The organism is Sphingomonas sp. DC5200-1, assembly GCF_049897245.1.
GTDB classification, from domain to species: Bacteria; Pseudomonadota; Alphaproteobacteria; order Sphingomonadales; family Sphingomonadaceae; genus Sphingomonas; species Sphingomonas aquatilis.
Map to the genome: position 1 here is coordinate 38,613 of NZ_JAFCVW010000004.1, position 22,226 is coordinate 60,838.

The 22,226-nt window shown below is 68.0% G+C and carries 19 protein-coding genes and 1 pseudogene; 4 read left to right on the forward strand and 16 right to left on the reverse strand.

Annotated features, from left to right (window positions below; all coding sequences use genetic code 11):
* Positions 1 to 27: 27 nt before the first annotated feature.
* Positions 28 to 759: a pyridoxine 5'-phosphate synthase gene (locus tag ACP7A3_RS09160; protein ID WP_017980639.1), complete on the reverse strand. Its 732-nt coding sequence runs from the start codon at positions 757 to 759 to the stop codon at positions 28 to 30.
* Positions 756 to 1,337 (reverse strand): orotate phosphoribosyltransferase, encoded by a 582-nt coding sequence (pyrE, locus tag ACP7A3_RS09165; protein ID WP_024310309.1) that lies wholly within the window; start codon positions 1,335 to 1,337, stop codon positions 756 to 758. Before pyrE ends, ACP7A3_RS09160 begins: the two co-directional genes overlap by 4 nt.
* Positions 1,338 to 1,551: 214 nt before the next feature.
* Between pyrE and coxB the strand changes: the two genes are divergently transcribed.
* The 4 genes from coxB to ACP7A3_RS09185 all read left to right on the forward strand — a co-directional run bounded on the left by coxB (position 1,552) and on the right by ACP7A3_RS09185 (position 7,980).
* The gene (gene coxB, locus ACP7A3_RS09170; RefSeq protein ID WP_426255373.1) at positions 1,552 to 2,703 is read left to right on the forward strand and encodes a cytochrome c oxidase subunit II; all 1,152 of its coding nucleotides are present in this window, start codon (positions 1,552 to 1,554) and stop codon (positions 2,701 to 2,703) included.
* 1 nt (position 2,704) lies between these two features.
* Positions 2,705 to 4,366 (forward strand): cytochrome c oxidase subunit I, encoded by a 1,662-nt coding sequence (gene ctaD / locus ACP7A3_RS09175; protein ID WP_426255374.1) that lies wholly within the window; start codon positions 2,705 to 2,707, stop codon positions 4,364 to 4,366.
* A 474-nt stretch (positions 4,367 to 4,840) separates the two neighbouring features.
* Positions 4,841 to 6,589: a DUF1800 domain-containing protein gene (locus ACP7A3_RS09180; RefSeq protein ID WP_426255375.1), complete on the forward strand. Its 1,749-nt coding sequence runs from the start codon at positions 4,841 to 4,843 to the stop codon at positions 6,587 to 6,589.
* A 5-nt stretch (positions 6,590 to 6,594) separates the two neighbouring features.
* Positions 6,595 to 7,980 (forward strand): DUF1501 domain-containing protein, encoded by a 1,386-nt coding sequence (locus ACP7A3_RS09185; protein WP_426255376.1) that lies wholly within the window; start codon positions 6,595 to 6,597, stop codon positions 7,978 to 7,980.
* Between the two features lie 3 nt (positions 7,981 to 7,983).
* On the opposite strand, the gene ACP7A3_RS09190 is transcribed toward ACP7A3_RS09185, so the two are convergent.
* The 14 genes and pseudogenes from ACP7A3_RS09190 to ACP7A3_RS09255 form a co-directional block, all read right to left on the reverse strand.
* Complete coding sequence (locus tag ACP7A3_RS09190) at positions 7,984 to 8,685, reverse strand: GIN domain-containing protein (protein WP_426255377.1); 702 nt, start codon at positions 8,683 to 8,685, stop codon at positions 7,984 to 7,986.
* Positions 8,686 to 8,729: 44 nt separating this feature from the next.
* Positions 8,730 to 9,455 carry a head GIN domain-containing protein gene (locus ACP7A3_RS09195; protein WP_020486648.1) on the reverse strand — a complete coding sequence of 242 codons (726 nt, stop codon included), beginning with the start codon at positions 9,453 to 9,455 and terminating at the stop codon, positions 8,730 to 8,732.
* Between the two features lie 66 nt (positions 9,456 to 9,521).
* On the reverse strand, positions 9,522 to 10,250 hold the full coding sequence (locus ACP7A3_RS09200) for a GIN domain-containing protein (RefSeq protein ID WP_426255378.1): 729 nt from the start codon (positions 10,248 to 10,250) through the stop codon (positions 9,522 to 9,524).
* 148 nt (positions 10,251 to 10,398) lie between these two features.
* Entirely contained in the window at positions 10,399 to 10,932 is a 534-nt protein-coding gene (locus ACP7A3_RS09205) for a CarD family transcriptional regulator (RefSeq protein WP_017980630.1), read from the reverse strand.
* Between the two features lie 209 nt (positions 10,933 to 11,141).
* A complete protein-coding gene (gene fdxA, locus ACP7A3_RS09210; protein WP_017980629.1) occupies positions 11,142 to 11,483 on the reverse strand; it encodes a ferredoxin FdxA in 342 nt (113 codons plus the stop codon).
* A gap of 102 nt (positions 11,484 to 11,585) precedes the next feature.
* Positions 11,586 to 11,879 carry an RNA-binding S4 domain-containing protein gene (locus tag ACP7A3_RS09215; protein ID WP_426255379.1) on the reverse strand — a complete coding sequence of 98 codons (294 nt, stop codon included), beginning with the start codon at positions 11,877 to 11,879 and terminating at the stop codon, positions 11,586 to 11,588.
* Complete coding sequence (locus ACP7A3_RS09220) at positions 11,872 to 14,346, reverse strand: helicase-related protein (protein WP_426255380.1); 2,475 nt, start codon at positions 14,344 to 14,346, stop codon at positions 11,872 to 11,874. The genes ACP7A3_RS09215 and ACP7A3_RS09220 overlap by 8 nt, the downstream gene beginning before the upstream one ends.
* 58 nt (positions 14,347 to 14,404) lie before the next feature.
* Positions 14,405 to 14,590, reverse strand: a complete 186-nt coding sequence (locus ACP7A3_RS09225; RefSeq protein WP_426255381.1) for a Trm112 family protein — start codon at positions 14,588 to 14,590, stop codon at positions 14,405 to 14,407.
* Positions 14,587 to 15,213 carry an LON peptidase substrate-binding domain-containing protein gene (locus ACP7A3_RS09230; RefSeq protein ID WP_043061143.1) on the reverse strand — a complete coding sequence of 209 codons (627 nt, stop codon included), beginning with the start codon at positions 15,211 to 15,213 and terminating at the stop codon, positions 14,587 to 14,589. The genes ACP7A3_RS09225 and ACP7A3_RS09230 overlap by 4 nt, the downstream gene beginning before the upstream one ends.
* A complete protein-coding gene (locus ACP7A3_RS09235) occupies positions 15,210 to 16,118 on the reverse strand; it encodes a tetratricopeptide repeat protein (RefSeq protein WP_426255382.1) in 909 nt (302 codons plus the stop codon). The genes ACP7A3_RS09230 and ACP7A3_RS09235 overlap by 4 nt, the downstream gene beginning before the upstream one ends.
* Before the next feature lie 320 nt (positions 16,119 to 16,438).
* Complete coding sequence (locus ACP7A3_RS09240) at positions 16,439 to 17,635, reverse strand: OB-fold nucleic acid binding domain-containing protein (protein WP_426255656.1); 1,197 nt, start codon at positions 17,633 to 17,635, stop codon at positions 16,439 to 16,441.
* Positions 17,624 to 19,770: pseudogene (locus tag ACP7A3_RS09245) on the reverse strand (PHP domain-containing protein); the annotation flags it as partial. The pseudogene ACP7A3_RS09245 and the gene ACP7A3_RS09240, both read right to left, overlap by 12 nt.
* Before the next feature lie 157 nt (positions 19,771 to 19,927).
* Complete coding sequence (locus ACP7A3_RS09250) at positions 19,928 to 21,466, reverse strand: Y-family DNA polymerase (protein WP_426255383.1); 1,539 nt, start codon at positions 21,464 to 21,466, stop codon at positions 19,928 to 19,930.
* Complete coding sequence (locus ACP7A3_RS09255; protein ID WP_426255384.1) at positions 21,378 to 22,148, reverse strand: ImuA family protein; 771 nt, start codon at positions 22,146 to 22,148, stop codon at positions 21,378 to 21,380. Before ACP7A3_RS09255 ends, ACP7A3_RS09250 begins: the two co-directional genes overlap by 89 nt.
* Positions 22,149 to 22,226 lie beyond the last annotated feature (78 nt).

Below are 22,226 nucleotides of genomic sequence, written 5' to 3' on the forward strand. Positions count from 1 at the left end.
AGCGCGGGGAGAGAAATAAGGCAGTCCTCACCCACGCGCGGCATCCATGTCCTCGCGCATCCGCCGCACGGCGCCGTCGAGGCCGACGAACAGCGCCTCGCCGATCAGGAAATGGCCGATGTTGAGTTCGCGCACCTGCGGGATGGCGGCGATCGGACCGACATTGTCGAAGGTCAGGCCATGGCCCGCATGCACCTCGATCCCGTTCTTCGCCGCCAGCGCCGCGGCGTCGGACAGGCGGCGCAGCTCGGCGGTGCGCGCCTCGCCGTCCAGTTCGGCGTAGCGGCCGGTGTGCAACTCGACGACCGGCGCGCCGAGGCGGATCGCCGCATCGATCTGCGCCGCATCGGGCTCGATGAACAGAGAGACGCGCACCCCCGCCTCGCGCAGCTGCGCGACGATGGGCGACAGGCGCTCGAACTGCCCCGCCGCGTCGATCCCGCCCTCGGTCGTGCGTTCCTCGCGCTTTTCGGGGACGATGCACGCCGCGTGCGGGCGGTGCTTCAGCGCGATCGCGAGCATTTCGTCGGTCGCCGCCATCTCCAGATTGAGCGGCACGGTCAGGCCGGTCGCGAGCCGCGCGATATCGTCGTCGGTGATGTGCCGGCGATCCTCACGCAGATGCGCGGTGATGCCGTCCGCCCCCGCCTCGACCGCCAGCAGCGCCGCCCGCACCGGGTCGGGATACCCCGACCCGCGCGCGTTCCGCACCGTCGCGACGTGATCGATGTTGACGCCGAGACGCAGATGCCCGGTCATGCCGCCCGGCTCCCCGGCTTGATCGCGGGGATCGCTTCCAGTTCGGGCGGCAAGGCGTCGGGCTGGTAGGTCGGCACGTCGAGCCGGATCAGCGGGAAGAAAGGCACGTCGAACGCCGCCTTGCCACCCGAACGGTCGACCAGCGAAGCCATGGCGATCACGCGCCCGCCCGCCGCCTCGATCGCGGCGATCGCCTCGCGGCTCGACAGGCCCGTGGTGACGACGTCCTCCATCATCAGCACCTCCTGGCCCGGCTCCAGGCGGAAGCCGCGGCGCAGTTCGAACGTGCCGGTGGGACGCTCGACGAACATCGCCTCGACGCCCAGCGCACGCGCCATCTCATGGCCCGCGATCACGCCGCCCATCGCGGGGCTGACGACCGCGCTGATCCTAGCCTTCAGTTCGGCGGGAATGCGCTGCACCAGCGCGTCGGACAGGCGGGCGCCGCGGCGCGGGTCCATCAGCACGCGCGCGCATTGCAGATAGCGCGAGCTGCGCAGGCCCGACGACAGGATGAAATGCCCTTCGAGCAGCGCGTCCGCGGCGCGGAATTCGGCCAGCACGTCGTCGTCGGTCATCGTCATTCGTCCCGCACAGGAAACCGTATCGTCGGCGCTCATAGGTACTCCGTCCCGCCCCCTCAAGCGCCCGGCCACCATAAACATGGGGGTAACGCTTGAGGCGGGGCGCCCTGCCGCGTATAGCCGTGGCAAAAGGGGTGCATTCGTGTGCCCATAACGGCCCGTTGCCGGGCGGGCGAGGGAACTGAACGGGGTGACGACACGCATGCGCATGAGGTTCAAGGGAATCGTGCTGGCCGCAGGGCTGGCGCTGACCGGCCTGGGGGCGAGCGCCGTGGCGCAGGCCCCCGCGTCGCCCGCTCCGCAAGGGGCCGCCGCCCCCGCGGGCGTGTCCAACATCGCCCCCACCACCGCCAACGCGACCGCGCCTGCGGCGCCGGAATCGCCTGCGCTCGCGATGGACGGCGCGCCGGCGATGACCGCCAAGCCCGGCGTCGGCCACCCGGTCGCCGGCCGCATCGGCTTGCAGCCGCAGGTGACGACCAATGGGCAGTTCGCCCACTGGTTCCACGATTCGATCCTGCTGCCGCTGATCATCTTGATCAGCCTGCTGGTGCTGGTGCTGCTGATCTGGGTCGTGATCCGCTATCGCCGCGCCGCCAATCCGATCCCGTCGAAGACCAGCCACAACACCGCGATCGAGGTGATCTGGACGCTGGCGCCGGTCATCATCCTGGTGCTGATCGCCGTGCCCTCGATCGGTCTGCTGCAAGCGCAGTTCAAGCCGGCTCCGGCGGGCGCGGTGACGCTGAAGGCGATCGGCAACCAATGGTATTGGTCGTATCAGTACCCGGATAACGGCGGGTTCGAAGTCACCGCCAACATGCTGAAGGAAAAGGACCAGGTCGCCAAGGGCGAACGGTTCCGCACCGATGCCGACGGTCCCCGCCTGCTCGCGGTCGACAATCGCATCGTGCTGCCGGTCGGCGTGCCGATCCGCCTGATCACCACCTCGCAGGACGTGATCCACAGCTGGGCGGTCCCCGCCTTCTGGATCAAGCTCGACGCGGTGCCCGGCCGCCTGAACGAGACGAGCTTCACGATCAAGGAACCCGGCCTGTACTTCGGCCAGTGCTCCGAATTGTGCGGCGCGCGCCACGCCTTCATGCCGATCGCCGTCGAGGCGGTGTCTCCTGCGCAGTTCGCCGCGTGGGTGAAGGCCAAGGGCGGCACGATGCCCGGCACCAAGGCGCCGTCGGACAAGGTGATCCCGCAGCCGGGCGCCGAGGGTTCGGCGACCAAGCAGGCGGAAGCCAAGGCAGCCGACGCCGCCACCGGCCCGGTCACCAACGCGACGACCGCCGCCCCCACCACCTCGCAGGGTGCGACCGGCAACCCGGCCACCGGCAACGCGGGACAGTAAGATGACCGATACCGCCCTTCACCCCAACGCCTTCGTCGCGCACGACGATCACGCGCATCATGACGCGGACCACAAGCCGGGCTTCTTCGCCCGCTGGTTCATGTCGACCAACCACAAAGACATCGGCACGCTGTACCTGATCTTCGCGATCGTCGCGGGGATCATCGGCGGCGCGATTTCCGGCCTGATGCGCGCCGAGCTCGCGCAGCCGGGCATCCAGTATCTGGTCGGCTGGGCGAACTTCCTGCCCGGCGGCGACGGCGGCCTCGACCACGCGCTTCACCTGTGGAACGTGCTCATCACCGCGCACGGCCTGATCATGGTGTTCTTCATGGTGATGCCGGCGATGATCGGCGGCTTCGGCAACTGGTTCGTACCAATCATGATCGGCGCGCCCGACATGGCGTTCCCGCGGATGAACAACGTCAGCTTCTGGCTGCTCATCCCGGCGTTCACGCTGCTGCTCGCCTCGCCCTTCTTCGGCGGCGCCGGCACCGGCTGGACGGTCTATGCCCCGCTGTCGACCTATGGCGAGCCGGGACCGTCGGTGGACATGGCGATCCTGTCGCTCCACCTTGCCGGCGCAAGCTCGATTTTGGGCGCAATCAACTTCATCACCACCATCTTCAACATGCGCGCACCCGGCATGACGCTGCACAAAATGCCGCTGTTCGTGTGGTCGGTGCTGGTCACCGCCTTCCTGCTGCTGCTCTCGCTGCCGGTGCTCGCCGCGGCGATCACGATGCTGCTGACCGATCGCAACTTCGGTACGACCTTCTTCGATCCGGCCGGCGGTGGTGACCCGATCCTGTACCAGCATCTGTTCTGGTTCTTCGGCCACCCCGAAGTGTACATCATGATCCTGCCGGGCTTCGGCATCGTCAGCCAGATCATCGCGACGTTCAGCCGCAAACCCGTCTTCGGCTATCTCGGCATGGCGTACGCCATGGTCGCGATCGGCGTTGTCGGCTTCGTCGTGTGGGCGCACCACATGTTCGTCACCGGCCTCAGCGTGAACGTGAAGATGTACTTCACCGCCGCGACGATGGTGATCGCGGTGCCGACCGGCATCAAGATCTTCAGCTGGATCGCGACCATGTGGGGCGGTTCGCTGACCTTCAAGACGCCGATGGTCTGGGCGATCGGCTTCATCTTCATGTTCACCGTCGGCGGCGTCACCGGCGTCGTGCTCGCCAACGGCGGCATCGACGATTACATGCAGGACACCTATTACGTGGTGGCGCACTTCCACTACGTGCTGAGCCTGGGTGCCGTGTTCGGCCTGTTCGCCGGCTTCTACTATTGGTTCCCGAAGATGTTCGGGAAGATGTACAACGAGTTCCTTGGTCAGGCGCACTTCTGGGTGTTCTTCATCGGCGTGAACGTGTTGTTCTTCCCGATGCACTTCCTGGGCCTGCAGGGCATGCCGCGTCGCTATCCGGACTATCCGGATGCCTATGCGACCTACAATGCGCTGGCGACGCACGGCTATGAGATCATGGCCGCGGGCATGGCGATCTTCTTCGTCAACGTGATCTATTCGCTGATCGCGGGTCCGAAGGCGCCGGACAATCCCTGGGGCGAAGGCGCGACGACGCTGGAATGGACGCTGTCCTCGCCGCCGCCGTACCACCAGTTCGAGACGCTGCCGAATATCGACTAAGGGGATGAGGCGGATAGCCGATGGCTATCCGCCGGTGCGATCGGCACAGCCGATCGCACGGCCCCGCCCGGCCGACGCGGCAAGGCCGCGATTGATCCCCGCCTCCGCGGGGACAGGCTTACGGGATTTACTCCCGTGACGGGCCAGCGATGAGAGACGAAGCCCCGGAGCGTTCCTCCGGGGCTTTTCTTTTGCCGAGCGTCCTCACCGGATTGGCGCGCGGAGAACAGGATGGGCAAGCATCCCCCCGCGGCGCGGTGGACCCCGGAACACGTCCGGGGTGACGACGTGGGTGGCGCGAGCCGTACCTGCCATTCCCTCGGTTCGTTACGCATACGACCAATCCGGCTCTGTATGCGCCGACTTGAGGCCGCACCCTGCTTATCCGTTAACACTTTGACACGTATGATGTCGGCGTCTTCGATACGTCGGCAGGTGGGTGCCGCCGTCGCGGGGGTGGGGACCGACAATCATATGCTGGACGCGGAACGGGCGGGCGCGGGGGCGTCGCCGGAAGACGTGGGCGACACCGGAGCGGACGATGCGCCGACGCTACCGATCGCCCTGGGCGGAGCGACGGGCGCTTCCGCCGCGCTGAAGATCGGCAGCGCGATTGCGCCCGCGGTGCTTCTCGCGGCCTGCGGTGGCGGAGGCGGCGGGTCGACGCCGACGCCGACCGCATCGACGCCGGTCGTCGTCACCCCCGCCGCGATCACCGCGACCCAGGCGAGCCGCTTCCTCGCGCAGACCACGATGGGCGCGACGCGCAGCATGATCGATACGGTCATCAGCCGCCGCTACGAAGGCTGGATCGACGACCAGTTCGCCTTGCCGCGCGCGACGTCGCATTGGGACTGGCTGGTGGCGAACGGCTATAACGTTGCCGCCAACATCAACAGCGAAACCGGCTTCGATGCGACGATGTGGCGGCAGATGATCGTCGAGCCCGGTCAGCTGCGCCAGCGGATCGGCATGGCGCTGCTCGACATGCTGGTGGTCGGCATCGGCGGCGTGAACCTCAACTGGAAACAGTTCGCCACCGCGGCGTATGTCGACGTGCTGCTGGACAATGCGTTCGGTAACTACCGCACGCTGCTGGGCGCGATCACCACCAACGCGGCGATGGGATCGTTCCTCACCTTCCTCGGCAATCGCAAGGCGAACACGACGACCGGCGCGCAGCCGGACGAGAATTACGCGCGTGAGCTGATGCAGCTGTTCACGCTAGGCCTCTACCAGCTCAACATGGACGGCAGCGTCAAGACGAACGGCGGCACCCCGCTGGAAACCTACGGCCCCGCCGACGTCAGCGGTCTCGCCTGCGTGTTCACCGGGCTCAGCCTGGCGAGCAACGTCAGCACGACGCCCGATCGCTATCGCCAGCCGCTGGTGATGAACGCATCGATCAACGAAACCGGCAGCGCGACCTTCCTCGGCACCACCGTCAGCGGCGGCGGTACGGCGGCGGTGGACAAGGCGCTCGATACGATCTTCGCGCATCCCAACATCGCACCCTTCGTGTCGAAACAGCTGATCCAGCGGCTCGTCACCAGCAACCCCAGCCCCGCCTATGTCGGCCGCGTCGCATCGGTCTTCGCCAACAACGGCTCGGGCACGCGCGGCGACCTGAAGGCCGTGATCAAGGCGATCCTGCTCGATACGGAGGCGCGTAGCGACGACGCGTTGACCGGCACGACCGCCGGCAAATTGCGCGAGCCGGTGATGCGGCTCACCGCCTGGGCACGGCTCGCCAAGATCAACTCCGCATCGAACGCCTGGGCGTTCGGCGACACGTCCAGCCAGTCCACCCGGCTCGCCCAATCGATGGGGCGCAGCGGATCGGTCTTCAATTTCTTCCGCCCCGGCTATGCGCCGCCCGCCACCGGGATCAGCAACGCCGGCCTCGTCGCGCCCGAATTCCAGATCACCAACGAACAGAGCGTCGTCGCCTACGTCAACTACATGCAGGGCTTGGTCGCCAATGGCACCGGCGACATGAAGCCCGATTACAGCGACCTGACCGCCAAGGCATCCGACAGCGCGGCATTGGTCGATGAGATCAACGTCGTGCTGGCTGCCGGCCAGCTAAGCAGCGCCACCGTCACCGCGATCCGTGCGGCGGTGGACAGCGTCGCGACGACCGCGACCAACGCCGCGACCAACCGCGTCGGCATCGCCCTGCTGCTGACGCTCGCCTCCCCCGACTTCCTGACGCAGCGGTGACCATTATGGACACGACCCGCGATTCCTCCCGCCGTGCCTTCCTGAAGCGCTCCGCCGCTTTGGGGCTTGCCGGCGTCGCCACACCCTTCGTCACCAGCCTTGCCGCGATTGGCGAAGCCGCCGCGGCCACCGCGACCGATTACAAGGCGCTGGTCTGCGTCTTCCTGTACGGCGGCATGGACTATGCCAACACGCTCGCCGCCTATGACGCGGACAGCTACGCCAAATATCTGGCGGCGCGATCGAACATCGCGCTGACCCGCGAATCGCTCAGCAGTACGTTGCTCAACCCGGCGACCGGCCTGCCCAATGGGCGGCAATATGCGCTGGCGCCGACGATGGGATCGCTGCTGCCGCTGTTCGACGCGGGCAAGCTCGCGGTGGCGCTCAACGTCGGCACGCTAGTGCAGCCGACGACCAAGGCGCAATATCAGGCGAACAGCGTGAAGCTGCCGCCCAAGCTCTTCAGCCACAACGACCAGCAAAGCTATTTCCAGGCGTCCAACCCCGAAGGCGCGACCAGCGGCTGGGGCGGACGGATGGGCGACCTGTTCCAGTCGGGCAATGGCGCGGCGACGCTGACCTGCATCAACGCCAGCGGCAATGCGGTGTACCTGACCGGCAAGTCGGCGGTCCAATATGCCATCGGCACCGGCGGCCCGATCGCGTTGCTCAACAATGCGACGTCGCTCTACGGATCGACCGTCGCGGCGGCGACGTTGCGCAGCCTGATGACGGGCAGCAACGGCAATCTGTTCGCCGACGAACATGCCCGCGTTTCGAAGCGCGCGCTCGACACCTATTCACAGGTCACCAGCGCGCTCGCCGGAGCGCCGGCCAGCGGCTTCTCGCTATTCCCCGGCAATAACGGCCTTGCCGATCAGCTGAAGATGGTCGCGCGCCTGATCGCCGTCTCGTCGCAGCTGGGCGCGAAGCGGCAGGTGTTCTTCGTGTCGATCGGCGGGTTCGATCTGCATGACAATCTGGTCGCGCAGCATCCCGGCTTGATGGGCAAGGTCGCCGATGCGATGCGCGCCTTCTACGACACCACCGTCGTACTCGGCGTCGCGGATCAGGTGACGAGCTTCACCGCATCCGATTTCGGGCGGACGTTGCAGTCGAACGACGACGGATCGGACCATGGCTGGGGCAGCCATCATTTCGTGCTGGGCGGTGCGGTGAAGGGCCGGCGCTTCTATGGCACTCCGCCGGCGATCGGCAACAACACCGCCGATGACGTGGGACAGGGCCGCCTACTGCCGACGATCTCGGTCGATCAATATGCCGCGACGCTGGCGAATTGGTTCGGGGTCAGCGGCGGGAACATGACGACGGTGCTGCCCAACATGGGCAATTACAATGCGTCGAGCTGGAACCTGGGCTTCGTCTGACGCTCAGCCGCAGGTGACCGGGGCGCCGGCGGGCGCGACGACGCGGCACTTCGGCCGGCCGGAGACCTCGACGGTGCCGAGGCCGGTACTCGTCACCTGCGCGGTATAGCGCGCCTGCGCCCGAACGGTCCCCGGTCCGTCGAGACGGACGACCACGTCGCCCGCGTCAAGGGCGCGTGCATCGATCGTCCCCGATCCGCCGTCGAACAGCCGCGCGGCGCCGACGCGGCCGGCGAGCGTGATCTGCCCGTCACCGACCTGCTGCGCGGCAAGGCGATCGCCATCGACCGACGCGGCGCCGATCGTTGCCGCGCCCATTGCGGCAAGATCGATGCTGGCGCCCTTCAGTTGGGCGGCCGAGACTTTGCTCGCCCCCGTCACGCTGATCGCGCTTAACCGCGGCGTCGACAACAGAATGCGCAGCGGCGTGGTGGGACGCGCCCGATCCTGCTCGGTCCAGGTGCCGGCGCGCGCGGTCCGGATCGTCAGCGTCGATCCCTCGACGCGGATGTCGACGTCCCCGATCGCGCCGTCGTTGCCCACCACGGTCGCGCCGGGCGATCCCGTCGTCACGGCCACCTCAAAGGCACCGAACACTCGCAACCGATCGAAGCTGCCGATCGACACGCGTCGCTCCCCCGCGCTCGCCGCCGACGGCAGCGCGAGGGACGACAGGACCAGCAGGGCGGAGACGGGACGGATCATGGTCGCAGCCTCGCACCGCCGCCACGCGGCGGCAAGAGCCTGCGTTATCGGCCGCAGCGGACCGAACCCGATCCCTTCTTCGACACGTCGCACTGCGCCGCCGCGCCCAGATCGACGTTGCCCGATCCCATCAGCTCCACCTTCGCCCGGCCGCTGACCGCGGCGCGGACGTTGCCCGATCCGGCGACGGTCACGTCCGCCTCGCCGACGCGCAGTCCCGCCGCGTCGAGGCTGCCCGATCCCATGACGTTGGCCTCCAATCGCTTGATCGCTCCCCCGGCCCGCAACGTGCCCGCACCCGCGATATTCACCTCGGCCGCGTCGGTGGTTAGCGCAGCGATGTTGAGATCACCCGATCCGGCGATATTCGCCTCGAACGTCGTGCCTTCGATCCGGTCGACCGTCATCGTGCCGGATCCGACGATATTGGCTTCGGACAGGCGCGGCAGCGTCACGAAGACCTTTACGCCCTTGCCGCCGCCGAAGCCGAACACACGCTTCTGGCGGCCGATGACCAGATCGCGGCCATCACGCGCGATGCGCAGCCTGTCGAGTTCGTCCGCCGGCCCCTCGGCGCGCACGGAAAAGGCGGTGCCGGCGCGCACGTCGACATCGTCGCCACCCGCCACCGCGATCCGGTCGAACCCCTCCACCGCATAGGTACGTGTCGGGCCGCTGCCGCTTGCAGGCACGGTGCTGCCCTCGTCGCTGCCGACCGAACAGGCGGTCAGCGATGCCGCTCCCATCAACGCGATTGCAATCCGGTGCATGGCCTGTCCCCTCTATGTGTATTGCTTAATTAATACACATAGAGGGGCATCGCAAGTCGCCTGTGGTCAGTTGCCGCAGCGCACCCGCCCGCCGCCGACCTTGCTGACCGTGCAACGCGCCTGCGGCCCCAGATCGACCATGCCGCTGCCCGCCATCGACACCTGCGCCGGACCGCTGACGGTGGCACGGACCGTGCCCGACCCGCCGACGGATACCTGTGCGTTGGAGGCGCGCAGACCGGTAGCGGCGATCCCGCCCGACCCGCCGACATTGGCCTCCAGCGTCCCCACCGTTCCCGCGGCAGAGATCATCCCCGATCCGCCGACGTTGAATTCTGCGGTCCGCGCATCGAGCGCGTCGATGCGCAGCGATCCCGATCCGCCGACACCGGCCGAGAACCGGTCACCGCCCGCGCGATCGGCGTTGAGGCTGCCCGATCCGCCGACACTGGCGGCACGGAGTGCAGGCATGGTGACGTGGACGACGATCTGCCGCTCCATCGCGCTGCTCTCGCGCTCGTCATAGCGCCGTCCGACGACCAGCGCCGATCCATCGCGCGCGATGCGGAAGTTGACGAACGCCGCCGCCGGCCCCTCCGCCCGCACGCTATAGCCATTGCCGATATGGACGACGACACGTTCCGACCCACCCAGTCGGATCGCATCGAAATCGCGCACCGGATAGACCATCGCCTCACCCTGCCGCTGCCCGGCGATACCAGGGCCATGGTCGCGTTCCGCGGTGATCGCAGCGGTGGCGGCGAGCGGGATCAGGGCAAGCGCAAGATATTTCATGGCGGGCATCCTCTCGTGGTGTGGCCGGATGCTAGCCGATCGCCTACAGATGTAAACACCAGATCGTTCGGAGGGGGGCACGACCGGCCAAACGAAAAAGGGCGGCCCGTTGCGGGGCCGCCCTCTTCGCTTGCACGCGGCGAACGGCTTACGCCGGCACCTTGTCCTTGTTGTAGATCGCCGCGGCGGCGCGCAGAATATCGAGGATCTTTTCCTGCGCCTTCAGCTCGTCCACCTCTTCCATCGCGGCGAGTTCGCGCGCGAGGCGGCTGCACGCCGCTTCGAAGATCTGGCGTTCCGAATAGCTCTGCTCGGGCTGGTCGTCGGCACGGAACAGGTCGCGGACCACTTCGGCGATCGACGCGAGGTCGCCCGAATTGATCTTCGCTTCATATTCCTGCGCGCGGCGCGACCACATGGTGCGCTTGACCTTGGGCTTGCCCTTCAGCGTTTCCATCGCTTCGCGCATCGTCTTGTCCGACGACAGCTTGCGCATGCCGACCGACTCGGCCTTGTTGGTGGGGACGCGGAGCGTCATGCGCTCTTTTTCGAAGCGGAGCACGTACAGCTCCAGGCTGGTTCCGGCGATCTCCTGCTTCTGCAGTTCGATCACACGGCCGACGCCGTGCTTGGGATAAACAACGTAATCACCGACATCGAAGGACAATGCCTTGGCAGCCATGAACGGGCCTTTCTAAGGTCGCATCGCTCGCGTGAACGGTCCGTGGCGGAAAACCGCTGGGCAGGACCGACGAGGATGGTTGGTACGAGTGTCTCCTGATCGGGCATGACTCATCCTGCCCGTCGTGGACCCATTTAACACACTCGCAACAAAATTACCAGCGCGGTTGAGTCGCTTAGCTTCGCTCAACCCACTGGAATCGCGCAACCTCAGTCGCCGGCACCCGGCTCGGGCGAGAAGAATTTGTCGTACTTGCCCTCGACACCCTTCATCGCGTCCGCGTCGGGCGGCGTCTGGTCCAGCTTGCGCGTGACGTTGGGCCATTGCGCGGAGAAGGTCGTGTTGAGCTCCAGCCACTGTTCCAGGCCGCTCTCGGTATCGGGCAGGATCGCCTCGGCCGGGCATTCGGGCTCGCACACGCCGCAGTCGATGCATTCGCTGGGGTTGATGACGAGCATGTTCTCGCCTTCGTAGAAGCAGTCCACCGGACACACCTCGACGCAGTCCATATACTTGCAGCGGATGCAGGCATCGGTGACGACGTAGGTCATGGGGCTTCCTTGCGGCCTTGGGCGATCGATCTCCGCCCTATGAACCAGGGGACGAAGAACGGGGTACGAACGCGAGGCTGCTATGCCGCGTTCCGGCTCACGTCAATCGATCGCGGGTGTCTGCGATACGTTCGCAACCAGTTCCTGGTAGCAACCTTGCGCTTCGGGTGCCGGTCCACGGCGCAGCGGCAGCGCCTCGACGCGCAGCACGCGGACGCGCCCCTGGTGCGCGAAGGTCAGGATATTGCCGACGCGCACCGGCGCCGCGCTGCGCCCCACCGGGCGGCCGTCGATGCGCAAACGCCCCTCGCACGCAATCGCCTGCGCCGCCTCGCGCGTCTTGGCGAGCCGCACGAACCACAGGTAGCGATCGAGCCGCATCGTCGCGTCAGCCATGCCCGCTCCATCCCGCGAGTGCCGCAAAGGCGCCGGTCGCAGGCGGTGCGGGCCGCGCCTCACGCCGGACCGTACGGCGCCCCTGCCAGATCCACGTCGGTGCCTCGCTGCCCCTCACGCTGCGAAAGCCCAGCTCTGCCATCAGCCGTTCGAACGTCGCCGGCTCGACGCCCATCGAAATGCCGAGCGCCGGATCGGGCGCGAACGGCTTCCTGCCCTGCCGCGCGTCATGCGCCGCGCGCGCGATCCGCTCGACCAAGTCGAGCCGCACCGCCTGGGCGCCGAGCGGTCGAAAACCACTAGCGACCTGCGCCCCCGGGCTGCCACGTGCCAGCACGCTCGCGCCTTCGCGTGGCAGCACGGGTGCCGGCCCCCGCACGCCGAGCAGCGCCGTCCGCCAGCGCGCCGCGCCGGGCTTGAGCAATCGCGCATCGAACAGGTCGAGCGCGCCGATCGTCACCCCCGCCTTGCGCAGCCGCTTGCGTTCGTCGGGCGACAGGCCGTCCACCGCCTCGCGCAAGGCAATCCGGGGGGCGAGCCCACCGGCCGCCTCCAGCTCGCCGGCCACGACGCGTAAGGCTGGCGTCGCCTGCGGATCGCGCGCCATATCGGCCAGCGCGATCAGTGCCGGCACGTGGCGGCGGAGCATCGCGTCGAACCAGCGGACCAGCCGCGCCTGCACGGCCTCACGCTGCGGCTTGGCGAGGCAATCGAGATCGCGCTCCAGCACCAGCTGCGGCCGCGCCAGCGAGCGCCCCGGCATCAGCTTGGCGACGCCATGCCCGTTCCAGACGATCATGCCGTCGACGAGGGTCAGCGCCGCATCATCTGCCGCCGCCAGCGCCTCGCCCCGCCGACCGCGTTCGGTCACCAGCCGTTTTTCTGCTGCGGCGAGCAACAGCCGGCGATCCGCGGCCCGCGCGGCCGGATCGACGGTGAAACGGAAGCCATCGAGCCGCCCGATCGGATGATCCTCGACCAGCACCTCGCCTTCCGGCCCGATCGTCACAGGCAGCAACGACGCATCCGCGCCGATCTGACGGATCAACGCCGTCGTGCGCTTGTCGACGAAGCGCTGCGTCAGGCTCGCGTGCAGCCCGTCGGACAGCCGTTCCTCGATCGCCTTGGCGCGATCGGCGCCCGCGGCGGGATCGGCGAGCCAGTCGGGGCGCTGCGCGATATAGGCCCAGCTGCGGATCGCCGCGATCCGCCCGGCGATCGTCTCGACATCGCCCGAAATCGTGTCGAGCCGTGCCACCTCGTCGGCGAACCATTGATTGGGGACGACGCCGCGCCCTTCGGACAGATAGGTGAAGACGCGCGACACGAAGCGTGCGTGCGGGTCGAGCCCCAGCTTGCGGAAATCGGGCAGGCCGCACGCCGCCCACAGCCGCTTCACCATCGCCGGCGATCGCACCCGGTCGCGCACCCAGCTCTCGTCCGCCAGCCGTTTCAGCACCGCAAGATCGGTCGCCTGCGGCGCGGCGAGCAGCACGCCCGGTTCGGGCCGCCGCTCCAGACTGGCGATCAGCGCGTCGATGCTGGCCAAGTCCGGCTCGCCATTACGCCAATAGAGGTTGCCGATCGGGGGGAAGCGATGCTCCTCGATCGCGAACACCTCTTCAGGCAGGAACGCGCCCGGCCCTTCTTCCGTCACGCCGCCGAACGTGCCATCGCGCTGGTGACGCCCGGCGCGGCCCGCGATCTGCGCCATCTCGGCAACGGTCAGCCGCCGGGTGCGGCGTCCGTCGAACTTGTGCAGCCCGGCAAAGGCGACGTGCGCGACGTCCATGTTGAGGCCCATGCCGATCGCATCGGTCGCGACGAGATAATCGACCTCGCCCGCCTGAAACATCGCGACCTGCGCGTTGCGAGTGCGGGGGGACAGCGCGCCCATCACCACCGCCGCGCCGCCGCGCAGCCGCCGCAGCATCTCGGCGACGGCGTAGACCTCTTCGGCGCTGAACGCGACGATCGCGGAACGCTTGGGCAGGCGGCTGATCTTCTTGGCGCCCGCATAGGTCAGCTTCGAAAAGCGCGGCCGCCCGATGATCTCGGCATCGGGCACCAGCGCGCGGATCATCGGCCTGAGCGCTTCAGACCCCAGGATCATCGTCTCCTCGCGGCCGCGCCGCCGCAGCAGTCGGTCGGTAAAGACGTGCCCGCGCTCCGGGTCGGTCCCCAGCTGCGCCTCGTCCAGCCCGACGAAGGCAACGTCGGTTTCCGGCATCGATTCGACCGTACACAAATGCCAGCGCGCGTTCGGGGGTACGATCTTTTCCTCGCCCGTCACCAGCGCGACCTGATCGGCACCCTTCAGCTTGACGACGCGGTCGTACACCTCGCGCGCCAGCAGCCGCAGCGGAAACCCCATGATGCCGCTGGAGTGCGCGCACATCCGCTCGACGGCGAGATGGGTCTTGCCCGTGTTCGTGGGTCCGAGGACCGCCGTAACCGCCGCTTTCATGGCAACAACATCGTGCGTCGCGGGCCGGTGCGCAATGATGGAGATGAAGGCGGGCGGGCTACAGCCGCCGCGCCTCCTCGGGCAGCATCACCGGTACGCCGTCGCGGATCGGATAGGCGAGGCCCGCCGCATCCGACACCAGTTCCTGCGCCGCCTCGTCATAGCGCAACGGCTGGTGCGTCACCGGGCAGACCAGCCGTTCGAGCAGCCAGGGATCGAGTGGGGCGGGGGCGGCGGCGCTCATTGCAGCGTCACCCGCTCGTCGCCGTCATGCCGGCCGAAGAATTGCATCAGCTGGATGATGAGCTCCGCGCGCGATTCAATATCCGACGCTTCGAGCAACGCCTGCTTCGCCGCGGCGTCGAACGGCGCGATCTGTGCGATGCCGTTGACCAGGCTTTCGTCGTCCAGCCGCCCCACCGCGTCCCAGTCGACCGCATAGCCCTGCGCATCGGCAAAGCGGCGCGATTCCTGCTCCAGCGACGATCGACGGCCCAGGGACAGCGTCTCGTCCGCCCGCACCGGCAGCAGCTCCGCCTCGATCTGGCGGAACGGCGTCGTCACGTCGAGTTCGCGCAACACGCGGAACAGCGCGACGCCCTCAAGCACCAGATTGTACCGGCCATCGTCCAGCGCCTCGACCTCGGCGATCTTGCCGACGCAGCCGATGTCGTACAGCGCCGACCGTTCCTCGACTGTCGCCGGCATCGTCAGCGGCTGGATCATCCCGATCCGCCGGTCGCGCGCCATCGCGTCCGACACCATCGCCCGGTAGCGGGGTTCGAAGATGTGCAGCGGCAGGTGCATCCCCGGGAACAGCAAGGCCCCGGGCAGCGGAAAGATCGACAGGCGGGTCGCTTGCGTCATCCGAAGAGGATCGCGGACAGGCGGCGACGCTGCGTGGACACCCAAGGGTCCATCAGGCCGACGACCTCGAACAGCTTGAGCAGTTGCTGACGCGCCGCGCCCTCGTTCCAGTCGCGCTCGGCAGCGATGATGTGGAGCAGATTGTCGGCCGCCGCGTCGCGATCGCCCGCCGCCATCTGGGCGTTCGCCAGCGCGAAGCGGCGCTCGTGATCGTCGGGATGCGCGGCGACCTCGGCGGCGAGACCCGCGGTGTCCTCGCCCTGCGGCGCGCTCTGTGCGAGCGCGAGCGCCGCCTTGGCGCGCTCGATCCCGGCGTCCTTGATGTCGGCGGGCAGCGCGTCGATCGCGGCCTGGGCTTCGTCGGTCTGCCCCGCCGCGACGAGCGCGCGAATGCGACCCGACAGGATGGCCGGATTGTCCGGCGCCATCTTGAACAGCTGGTCGAAGATCGACAACGCCCGCTCGGCATCGCCGCTCGCCAGCACATCCTCGCCCATCGCGATCAGCGGTTCGATCTCGGCGGCGGCATCGGCCGCTTCGGACTGGATCGGCAGCTGCTTCAGCAACTGGTCCAGGATCGTGCGCAGCTGCGATTCGGTGCGCGCGCTGGTCAGGTCGGCGACCAATTGCCCCTGGAACATCGCATAGACTGTCGGGATCGACTTGATCTGGAATTGCGCGGCGATGAACTGGTTCTTGTCGGTATCGACCTTGGCCAGCACCACGCCCTTGTCGGCATAGGCCGCGGCGACCTTGTCGAGTACGGGGCCCAGCGCCTTGCACGGCCCGCACCATTCCGCCCAGAAATCGATGATGACGAGGGACGTCATCGACGGTTCGACGACGTCGCGGCGGAAATCCTCGACCGCCTGCTTGTCGGCTGGCGACAGTCCTAACGTGGCCACGTCTTGCTCCCTTCGTCCATTCTTGGCGCCCATGTGGGGCAGGCAAGCGCCGACGCCAAGGCTTTTACTGCCAACTCCTCCCCCGCCAGGGGGAGGTGGCAGCGCGCCAGCGCTGACGGAGGGGGCGGACGGCGGTGTACTCACCCGCATAGACGCCGCCTACCTCCCCCTCCGTCACGCCTCCGGCGCGCCACCTCCCCCTGGCGGGGGAGGACTTGAGGTGGAAGCCAAGCGACGCCAGGCAGGGTGGCCTGAGCCTCCCGCTTTGCCCTTGTCGCTCGGTGGACGATGGAACGAATCGGAGTGGTCGACGGCGGACCTCAATGAAAGTCCCGCGATTTCGGCAGGATGCGCACATCCCGCGGATGCCGGCCGCGTGGATCCTGGCTGACGATCGGCTTCGGACGGATCACCTCATCCACCGGCGCGAGGGGCATCTGGCCGTCATAGTCCGACGACAGCCGCCGAAGCTCCACGGTGCGGTCATAGGCCTTGACCGTCATCAGATGGACGACGCCCTCCTCGCTGCGCTGGATCACGCCCTCCAGCACCAGCAAGCGCGCCGCCATGATCGCGCGCCGGTTCGCCTCGAAATCGCGCGCCCACAGCAGCGCGTTGGTGATGCCCGTCTCGTCCTCGATCGTGACGAAGATCGCATTGCCCTTGCCCGGCCGCTGGCGGACCAGCACCACGCCGGCGACGCGCGCGCGCCGCCCGTCCTTCGCCCGCGCCGCCTGCTCGCTCGACAGCACGCCCTCGGCGGCGAACAGCGGCCGCAGGAAGCGCATCGGATGGCCCTTCAGCGACAGGCGCGTCGTCTGGTAATCGGCCGCCACCTCTTCGCTGATCGGCATCGCGGGCAGCGGCGGATCGGCCTCTTCGCGCAATTCGGGTGCCTCCGCCGCGGCGAACAGCGCCAGCTGTTTGGGCGGTGTCCGCCGCACGTCCCACAAAGCGGCACGGCGGGGCAGCGCGATCGATCCGAACGCATCGGCATCGGCGAGCAGGTTCAGCCCCCGCGTCGGCAGGCCCGCACGGCCCGCGACCTGTTCGACGCTCGCAAAGGGCACCCCTCCCCGCGCATCGACCAGCGCGGTCGCCCAATCCTGCCGAAACCCATCGATCTGCCGAAACCCCAACCGGATCGCGAGATCGCCGTCCTCCGTGCGCTCGAGCGCATTGTCCCACGCGCTGGCATTCACGTCGATCGGCCGCACCACCACGCCATGCGCGCGGGCGTCCTCGACCAGTTGCGCCGGCGCGTAAAAGCCCATGGGTTGCGAATTGAGGATCGCGCAGCCGAACACCGCCGGGTGGAAGCATTTGATCCACGACGACACATACACCAGCCTTGCGAAGGACAGCGCATGGCTTTCGGGAAAGCCGTAGCTGCCGAATCCTTCGATCTGCTTGTAGCAGCGCTCTGCGAAATCGCGGCTGTAGCCGCGGCGGACCATGCCCTCGACCAGCTTTTTCTGAAAGTTGTCCATGCCGCCCACCTTGCGGAATGTCGCCATGGCGCGGCGCAGCTGGTTCGCCTCGTCCGGCGTAAAACCGGCCGCGACGATGGCGAGCTTCATCGCCTGCTCCTGGAACAGCGGCACGCCGTAGGTGTCCTTGAGCAGGTTACGCAATTCGTCCGGCGGACCGAAAGCAGGGTCGGGTGAGGGATAGTCGACCGCCTCCTCTCGGCGCGGCGACGCAGATAAGGGTGGACCATGTCGCCCTCGATCGGCCCTGGCCGTACGATCGCCACCTGCACGACCAGATCGTAGAGTCTCTTCGGCCTGAGGCGTGGCAGCATATTGATCTGCGCGCGGCTTTCCACCTGGAACACGCCGATGCTGTCGCCCTTGCACAGCATATCGTAGACGGCGGGATGCTCGTCGTTGGCGATCGTTTCGAGCTGGTGCGTCCCCAGACCATGCGCCGCCATCAGGTCGAACGCCTTGCGGATGCAGGTGAGCATGCCGAGCGCCAGGATATCGACCTTCATCAGGCCCAGACAGTCGATATCGTCCTTGTCCCATTCGATGAATGTCCGCTTCTCCATCGCACCGTTGTGGATCGGCACCGTCTCGTCGAGCCGGTTCTGTGTCAGCACATATCCGCCGACATGCTGCGACAGGTGGCGCGGAAATTCGAGCAATTGCCCCACCAGATCGCGCAGGCGGGCGATCTCGGGCGTTTCGATATCGAACCCGGTCTGGTTGAGATGCTTGTCCTCCAGCCGATGCGCGAAACTGCCCCAGATGGTACTGGTCAGTCGCTGGGTCACATCCTCGGACAGGCCAAGCACCTTGCCCACCTCGCGCACGGCACTGCGCGGGCGGTAATGGATTACCGTCGCCGCGATCGCCGCGCGATGCCGACCGTAGCGCTCGTAGATATACTGCATCACCTCTTCGCGGCGCTCATGTTCGAAATCGACGTCGATGTCGGGCGGCTCGTCCCGCTCGGCCGATACGAATCGTGAGAACAGCAGGTCGTGCTGCATCGGATCGACCGATGTGACGCCCAGCACGTAACAGACCGCCGAATTGGCCGCCGAGCCGCGCCCCTGGCACAGGATCGGCGGGTCGAGTGTGCGCGCGAAGCGGACGACATCGTGCACGGTCAGGAAGTAATGCGCGTATTCTCGATCCCGAATCAGCGCGAACTCTTCACGCAACAACCCAAGCAACTTGTCCGGCACATATCCGTCGTATCGATCGATCGCACTCTGCCATGCGAGGTGTTCCAGCCAGTCCTGCGCCAGCCATCCCGTGGGCACGGGTTCGTGCGGATATTCGTAGCGCAACTGATCCAGGCTGAACGTGATTCGATCGAGCAGACGAAGGCTTTCGGTCGCCGCATCGGGCCACGCTTCGAACAGGCGGGCCATTTCCTGCGGTGGCTTCAGATGACGCTCGGCATTGGCGGCCAGCAGACGGCCGGCGCGCGCTACCGTCCGCCCTGCGCGGATACAGGTCACAACGTCGTGGAGGGGCCGGGCGTCGGGGTGCGCATACAGCGCATCGGTCGTCGCCAGCAGCGGTACACCGGCGCGACGGGCCAAATCGACATAGCCCGCCAGTCGCCGCCGATCGGCACCGGCCCGCGGCATGGTGACGCCCAGCCACACACGCCCCGGCGCCATGTCCATAAGCAGCGAAAGGGTGGCGCCAAGTCCCCCATCGCTCCGCGTCGGTGGGAGCATCGCATCCGGCATGGCTTCGACCGGCGTCGCACTGCTCTGCGGCAAGGCGATCAGGAGGAGATCCTCACAATGACGGGCCAGGTCGCCGAGTCCCAGGATGCAGCCGCCCTTCACGGCGCGCCGGTTGCCGACCGTCAGCAGCCGGGTGAGCCGACCCCAGCCATGGCGGGTCGCTGGGTAGGCGACGATGTCTGGCGTGCCATCGGCGAACACCAGTCGCGCGCCCACGACCAATCGGAAGCCGATCGGCGGCAAGGCATTGCCAAGCAATCCCTTCTCCGCCCGTTGCAAGGCATCATAAGCGCGGACGACGCCAGCGACCGTGTTGCGATCGGCAATGCCGATCCCGGCAAGCTTCAGTTGCACCGCGCGGGCGACCATGTCGCTGGGCGGACTTGCGCCGTACAGAAACGAGTAATTGGTCGCCGCGACCAGCTCGACGAACCCGCTCATGATGCGATCGCACCGCCGGCCCCTTCTACCTCGTCACCCGAGAATCGTTCCGGGGTCCACCGGCTCGCCAGGGGGCGGCAGGAGCTTCCAGCCATCCCCCTCGCCGCGGAGTGGACCCCGGACCAAGTCCGGGGTGACGGAGTAGGCGGGGCGCCCCTCATGCGAACAGCCCATGGACGTACCAGCGCGGGTGCGCCTGTTCGCTGTGCAGGCCGTGGCGGAAGATCCAGAAGCGCCGTCCCCGGCGATCCTCGATCCGGTAGTAATCGCGCGTCGGGATGGCGCCGTCGTGCCGGCGCCACCATTCGCCGGCGATCCGCTCGGGCCCCTCGGCGCGCGCGACCTCGTGGACGCGGCGGCGCCAGCGGAAGCGGTGCGGCGGGCCGTCGGGCACCTCCGCCATCACCGCCTCGATCGGCTGGGGCGGATCGAACAGATAGATGGGCCTCAGCGGCGGTTCCCCCGCCTCCGTCTGCGGCCAGTCCCCCGCGGGCGGCGGTGCGGCAGCGGGCAGCATCAGTTCGGCCTGCTCGGGGATATGGCTGTCGCGCGGGGCGAATCGCCGCACCCGCTCGCGCCCCAGCCGGGTGGAGAGGCGATCGATCAGCTCCGCCACCGCCGGCGCCTGGGTCGCCCCCTCGCCGCCCTCCAGCCGCAGCTGCGCCGCATCGAGTCGCTCGGCGAGCGTCACGTCGAGCCGGATCAGGTCATAGCCGTAGCCGGGATCGAGCGGGTCGGCGAGCGCGTCGATCCGCTCGGCGAACAACCGCATCAGCAGCGCAATGTCGCGCGTCGGCTGCCCCGTCTCGATGCGCAGCGACTGGATGTGGCCGTCGCTGCGGAACAGCCGCGCCTCCCATCGGCGCCCGCCCTGATGGCGCTGGCCGAGCGTGTGTCCCGCCTCGCCTGCCAGTTCCTCGATCACCTCGAGCGCATAGTCGGTCCGCGCGATCGGTTCGGCAAAGCGCCGTTCCACCACCACCGGCGCGACGCGCACGCGGGGCCGGACCGGCGCCTTATAGTCGCCCGACAGCCGCCGCACCGCCGTCGCCGCTTCCTCGCCGAAGCGCGCGGCGATGCCGGCGAGCGGGCGCGCCATCACGTCGCCCACCGTCTTCAACCCCGCGCGGGTCAGCGCCACCGTCGCATCCGCATCCAGCTCCAGCGCCGCGACGGGCAGCCGCTTCACCGCACGCGTCTCGTCGGGCGCCGGCGCGCCGGCATAGCGGGCGAGCGCACAGGCGATTTCGGGCGTGTCGCCGAACGCATGGCGCGCCAGGATCCCACGCCGCGCCATCCGCGATTCGACATCGGCGGCGAGCGGACGCTCCCCTTCGAAAGCATGGACGCACCCCGCAATGTCGATCACCAGCGCGTCGGGGGGCAGCAGCGCCACCGTGGGGCTGTAGCGCGTGCAGCCATCCGCCAGCCGCTCCAGCCAGTCCATGTCGGCATGCGGATCGGCCGGAAACACCTCCAGCTCGGGCACGCGCGCGCGAGCATCGGCCAGCGTCAGCCCCGGCTCCAGCCCGGCGCGCGCTGCGGCCAGATCCGTCGCGGTCAGCCGGATCGCCTGACCCACCGTCTCGACGAAGGCGACCGGCGCCTCACCGCCGACGAACAGATGCGGCCGGGTGGCGCGCAGCCGCTCGATCGGGAGCCACGGAAAGACCAGCGCCAGATAGCGGCGCGTCACGGAAACTCTTGGCATCACGATCCCACTCCACACGCCAGCGCTGCCCCGCGGGGCCGCCACGCCGGCGCACACATTCGACGTCGAAAGCCGGCAGGCCCGGCGCGCCCTCCCCCAGCCCCTGATCCAGCGCGGTCGAAGGCACGGCGGCGACGCTCCACCGGGTGGCGGCAGCGCTTGCCACCGGTTCCGCGCCGATCCGCAGCGACAGCAATGTGACGCCCGACGCCTCCGCAGCCAGCATCAGCCGCCGCGTCGCAGTGAGGTCCAGCCCCGGCATCGGCCCGATGCTTTCGACCAGCACCATGCCCAGCCCCCCGCAGCGCGCCGCATCCGCCGCCGCGCGCAGCAGCGCCGATTCGTCGGCGACGACGACCAGCAGCACCGAATCGGCCGCCAGCCCCAGGTCTGCGAGGCCGCTGGCATGCAGCCGGCCTTGCGCGCGCTCCCCCGCCTCGGTGCGCAGCCACAGCAGCGGCACCGCCCCGGCGGCGAGCGCCAACGCCAGTCCGAACCCTGCGGCGCTCGCCCCGTCTTCGCCCTCCAGCGCATAGATTTCATGGAGTTGCGCCCGCGCCAGCCCTTCCTGTCGCCAGGCATCGACCGGTGCCGCCGCTGCTTGCGCAGACCCGCCGGCAGCGGCAAGGCCACGCAGACGGGCGATCAAAGCGGACGAGTCGGACATATATGTTCTTGTAATGTTCCATATATCGAGTCGCCAAGTCGAAATCGTGTGCGAAAATCACAAGATGGGGCTTGCGGC

Bases quoted from the DNA above. Each gene is read 5' to 3' on its own strand.
- ACP7A3_RS09160 (WP_017980639.1), bottom strand. From the start codon at position 759: ATGACCGGGCATCTGCGTCTCGGCGTCAACATCGATCACGTCGCGACG.
- pyrE (WP_024310309.1), bottom strand. From the start codon at position 1,337: ATGACCGACGACGACGTGCTGGCCGAATTCCGCGCCGCGGACGCGCTG.
- coxB (WP_426255373.1), top strand. From the start codon at position 1,552: ATGAGGTTCAAGGGAATCGTGCTGGCCGCAGGGCTGGCGCTGACCGGC.
- ctaD (WP_426255374.1), top strand. From the start codon at position 2,705: ATGACCGATACCGCCCTTCACCCCAACGCCTTCGTCGCGCACGACGAT.
- ACP7A3_RS09180 (WP_426255375.1), top strand. From the start codon at position 4,841: ATGCTGGACGCGGAACGGGCGGGCGCGGGGGCGTCGCCGGAAGACGTG.
- ACP7A3_RS09185 (WP_426255376.1), top strand. From the start codon at position 6,595: ATGGACACGACCCGCGATTCCTCCCGCCGTGCCTTCCTGAAGCGCTCC.
- ACP7A3_RS09190 (WP_426255377.1), bottom strand. From the start codon at position 8,685: ATGATCCGTCCCGTCTCCGCCCTGCTGGTCCTGTCGTCCCTCGCGCTG.
- ACP7A3_RS09195 (WP_020486648.1), bottom strand. From the start codon at position 9,455: ATGCACCGGATTGCAATCGCGTTGATGGGAGCGGCATCGCTGACCGCC.
- ACP7A3_RS09200 (WP_426255378.1), bottom strand. From the start codon at position 10,250: ATGAAATATCTTGCGCTTGCCCTGATCCCGCTCGCCGCCACCGCTGCG.
- ACP7A3_RS09205 (WP_017980630.1), bottom strand. From the start codon at position 10,932: ATGGCTGCCAAGGCATTGTCCTTCGATGTCGGTGATTACGTTGTTTAT.
- fdxA (WP_017980629.1), bottom strand. From the start codon at position 11,483: ATGACCTACGTCGTCACCGATGCCTGCATCCGCTGCAAGTATATGGAC.
- ACP7A3_RS09215 (WP_426255379.1), bottom strand. From the start codon at position 11,879: ATGGCTGACGCGACGATGCGGCTCGATCGCTACCTGTGGTTCGTGCGG.
- ACP7A3_RS09220 (WP_426255380.1), bottom strand. From the start codon at position 14,346: ATGAAAGCGGCGGTTACGGCGGTCCTCGGACCCACGAACACGGGCAAG.
- ACP7A3_RS09225 (WP_426255381.1), bottom strand. From the start codon at position 14,590: ATGAGCGCCGCCGCCCCCGCCCCACTCGATCCCTGGCTGCTCGAACGG.
- ACP7A3_RS09230 (WP_043061143.1), bottom strand. From the start codon at position 15,213: ATGACGCAAGCGACCCGCCTGTCGATCTTTCCGCTGCCCGGGGCCTTG.
- ACP7A3_RS09240 (WP_426255656.1), bottom strand. From the start codon at position 17,635: ATGGCGACATTCCGCAAGGTGGGCGGCATGGACAACTTTCAGAAAAAG.
- ACP7A3_RS09255 (WP_426255384.1), bottom strand. From the start codon at position 22,148: ATGTCCGACTCGTCCGCTTTGATCGCCCGTCTGCGTGGCCTTGCCGCT.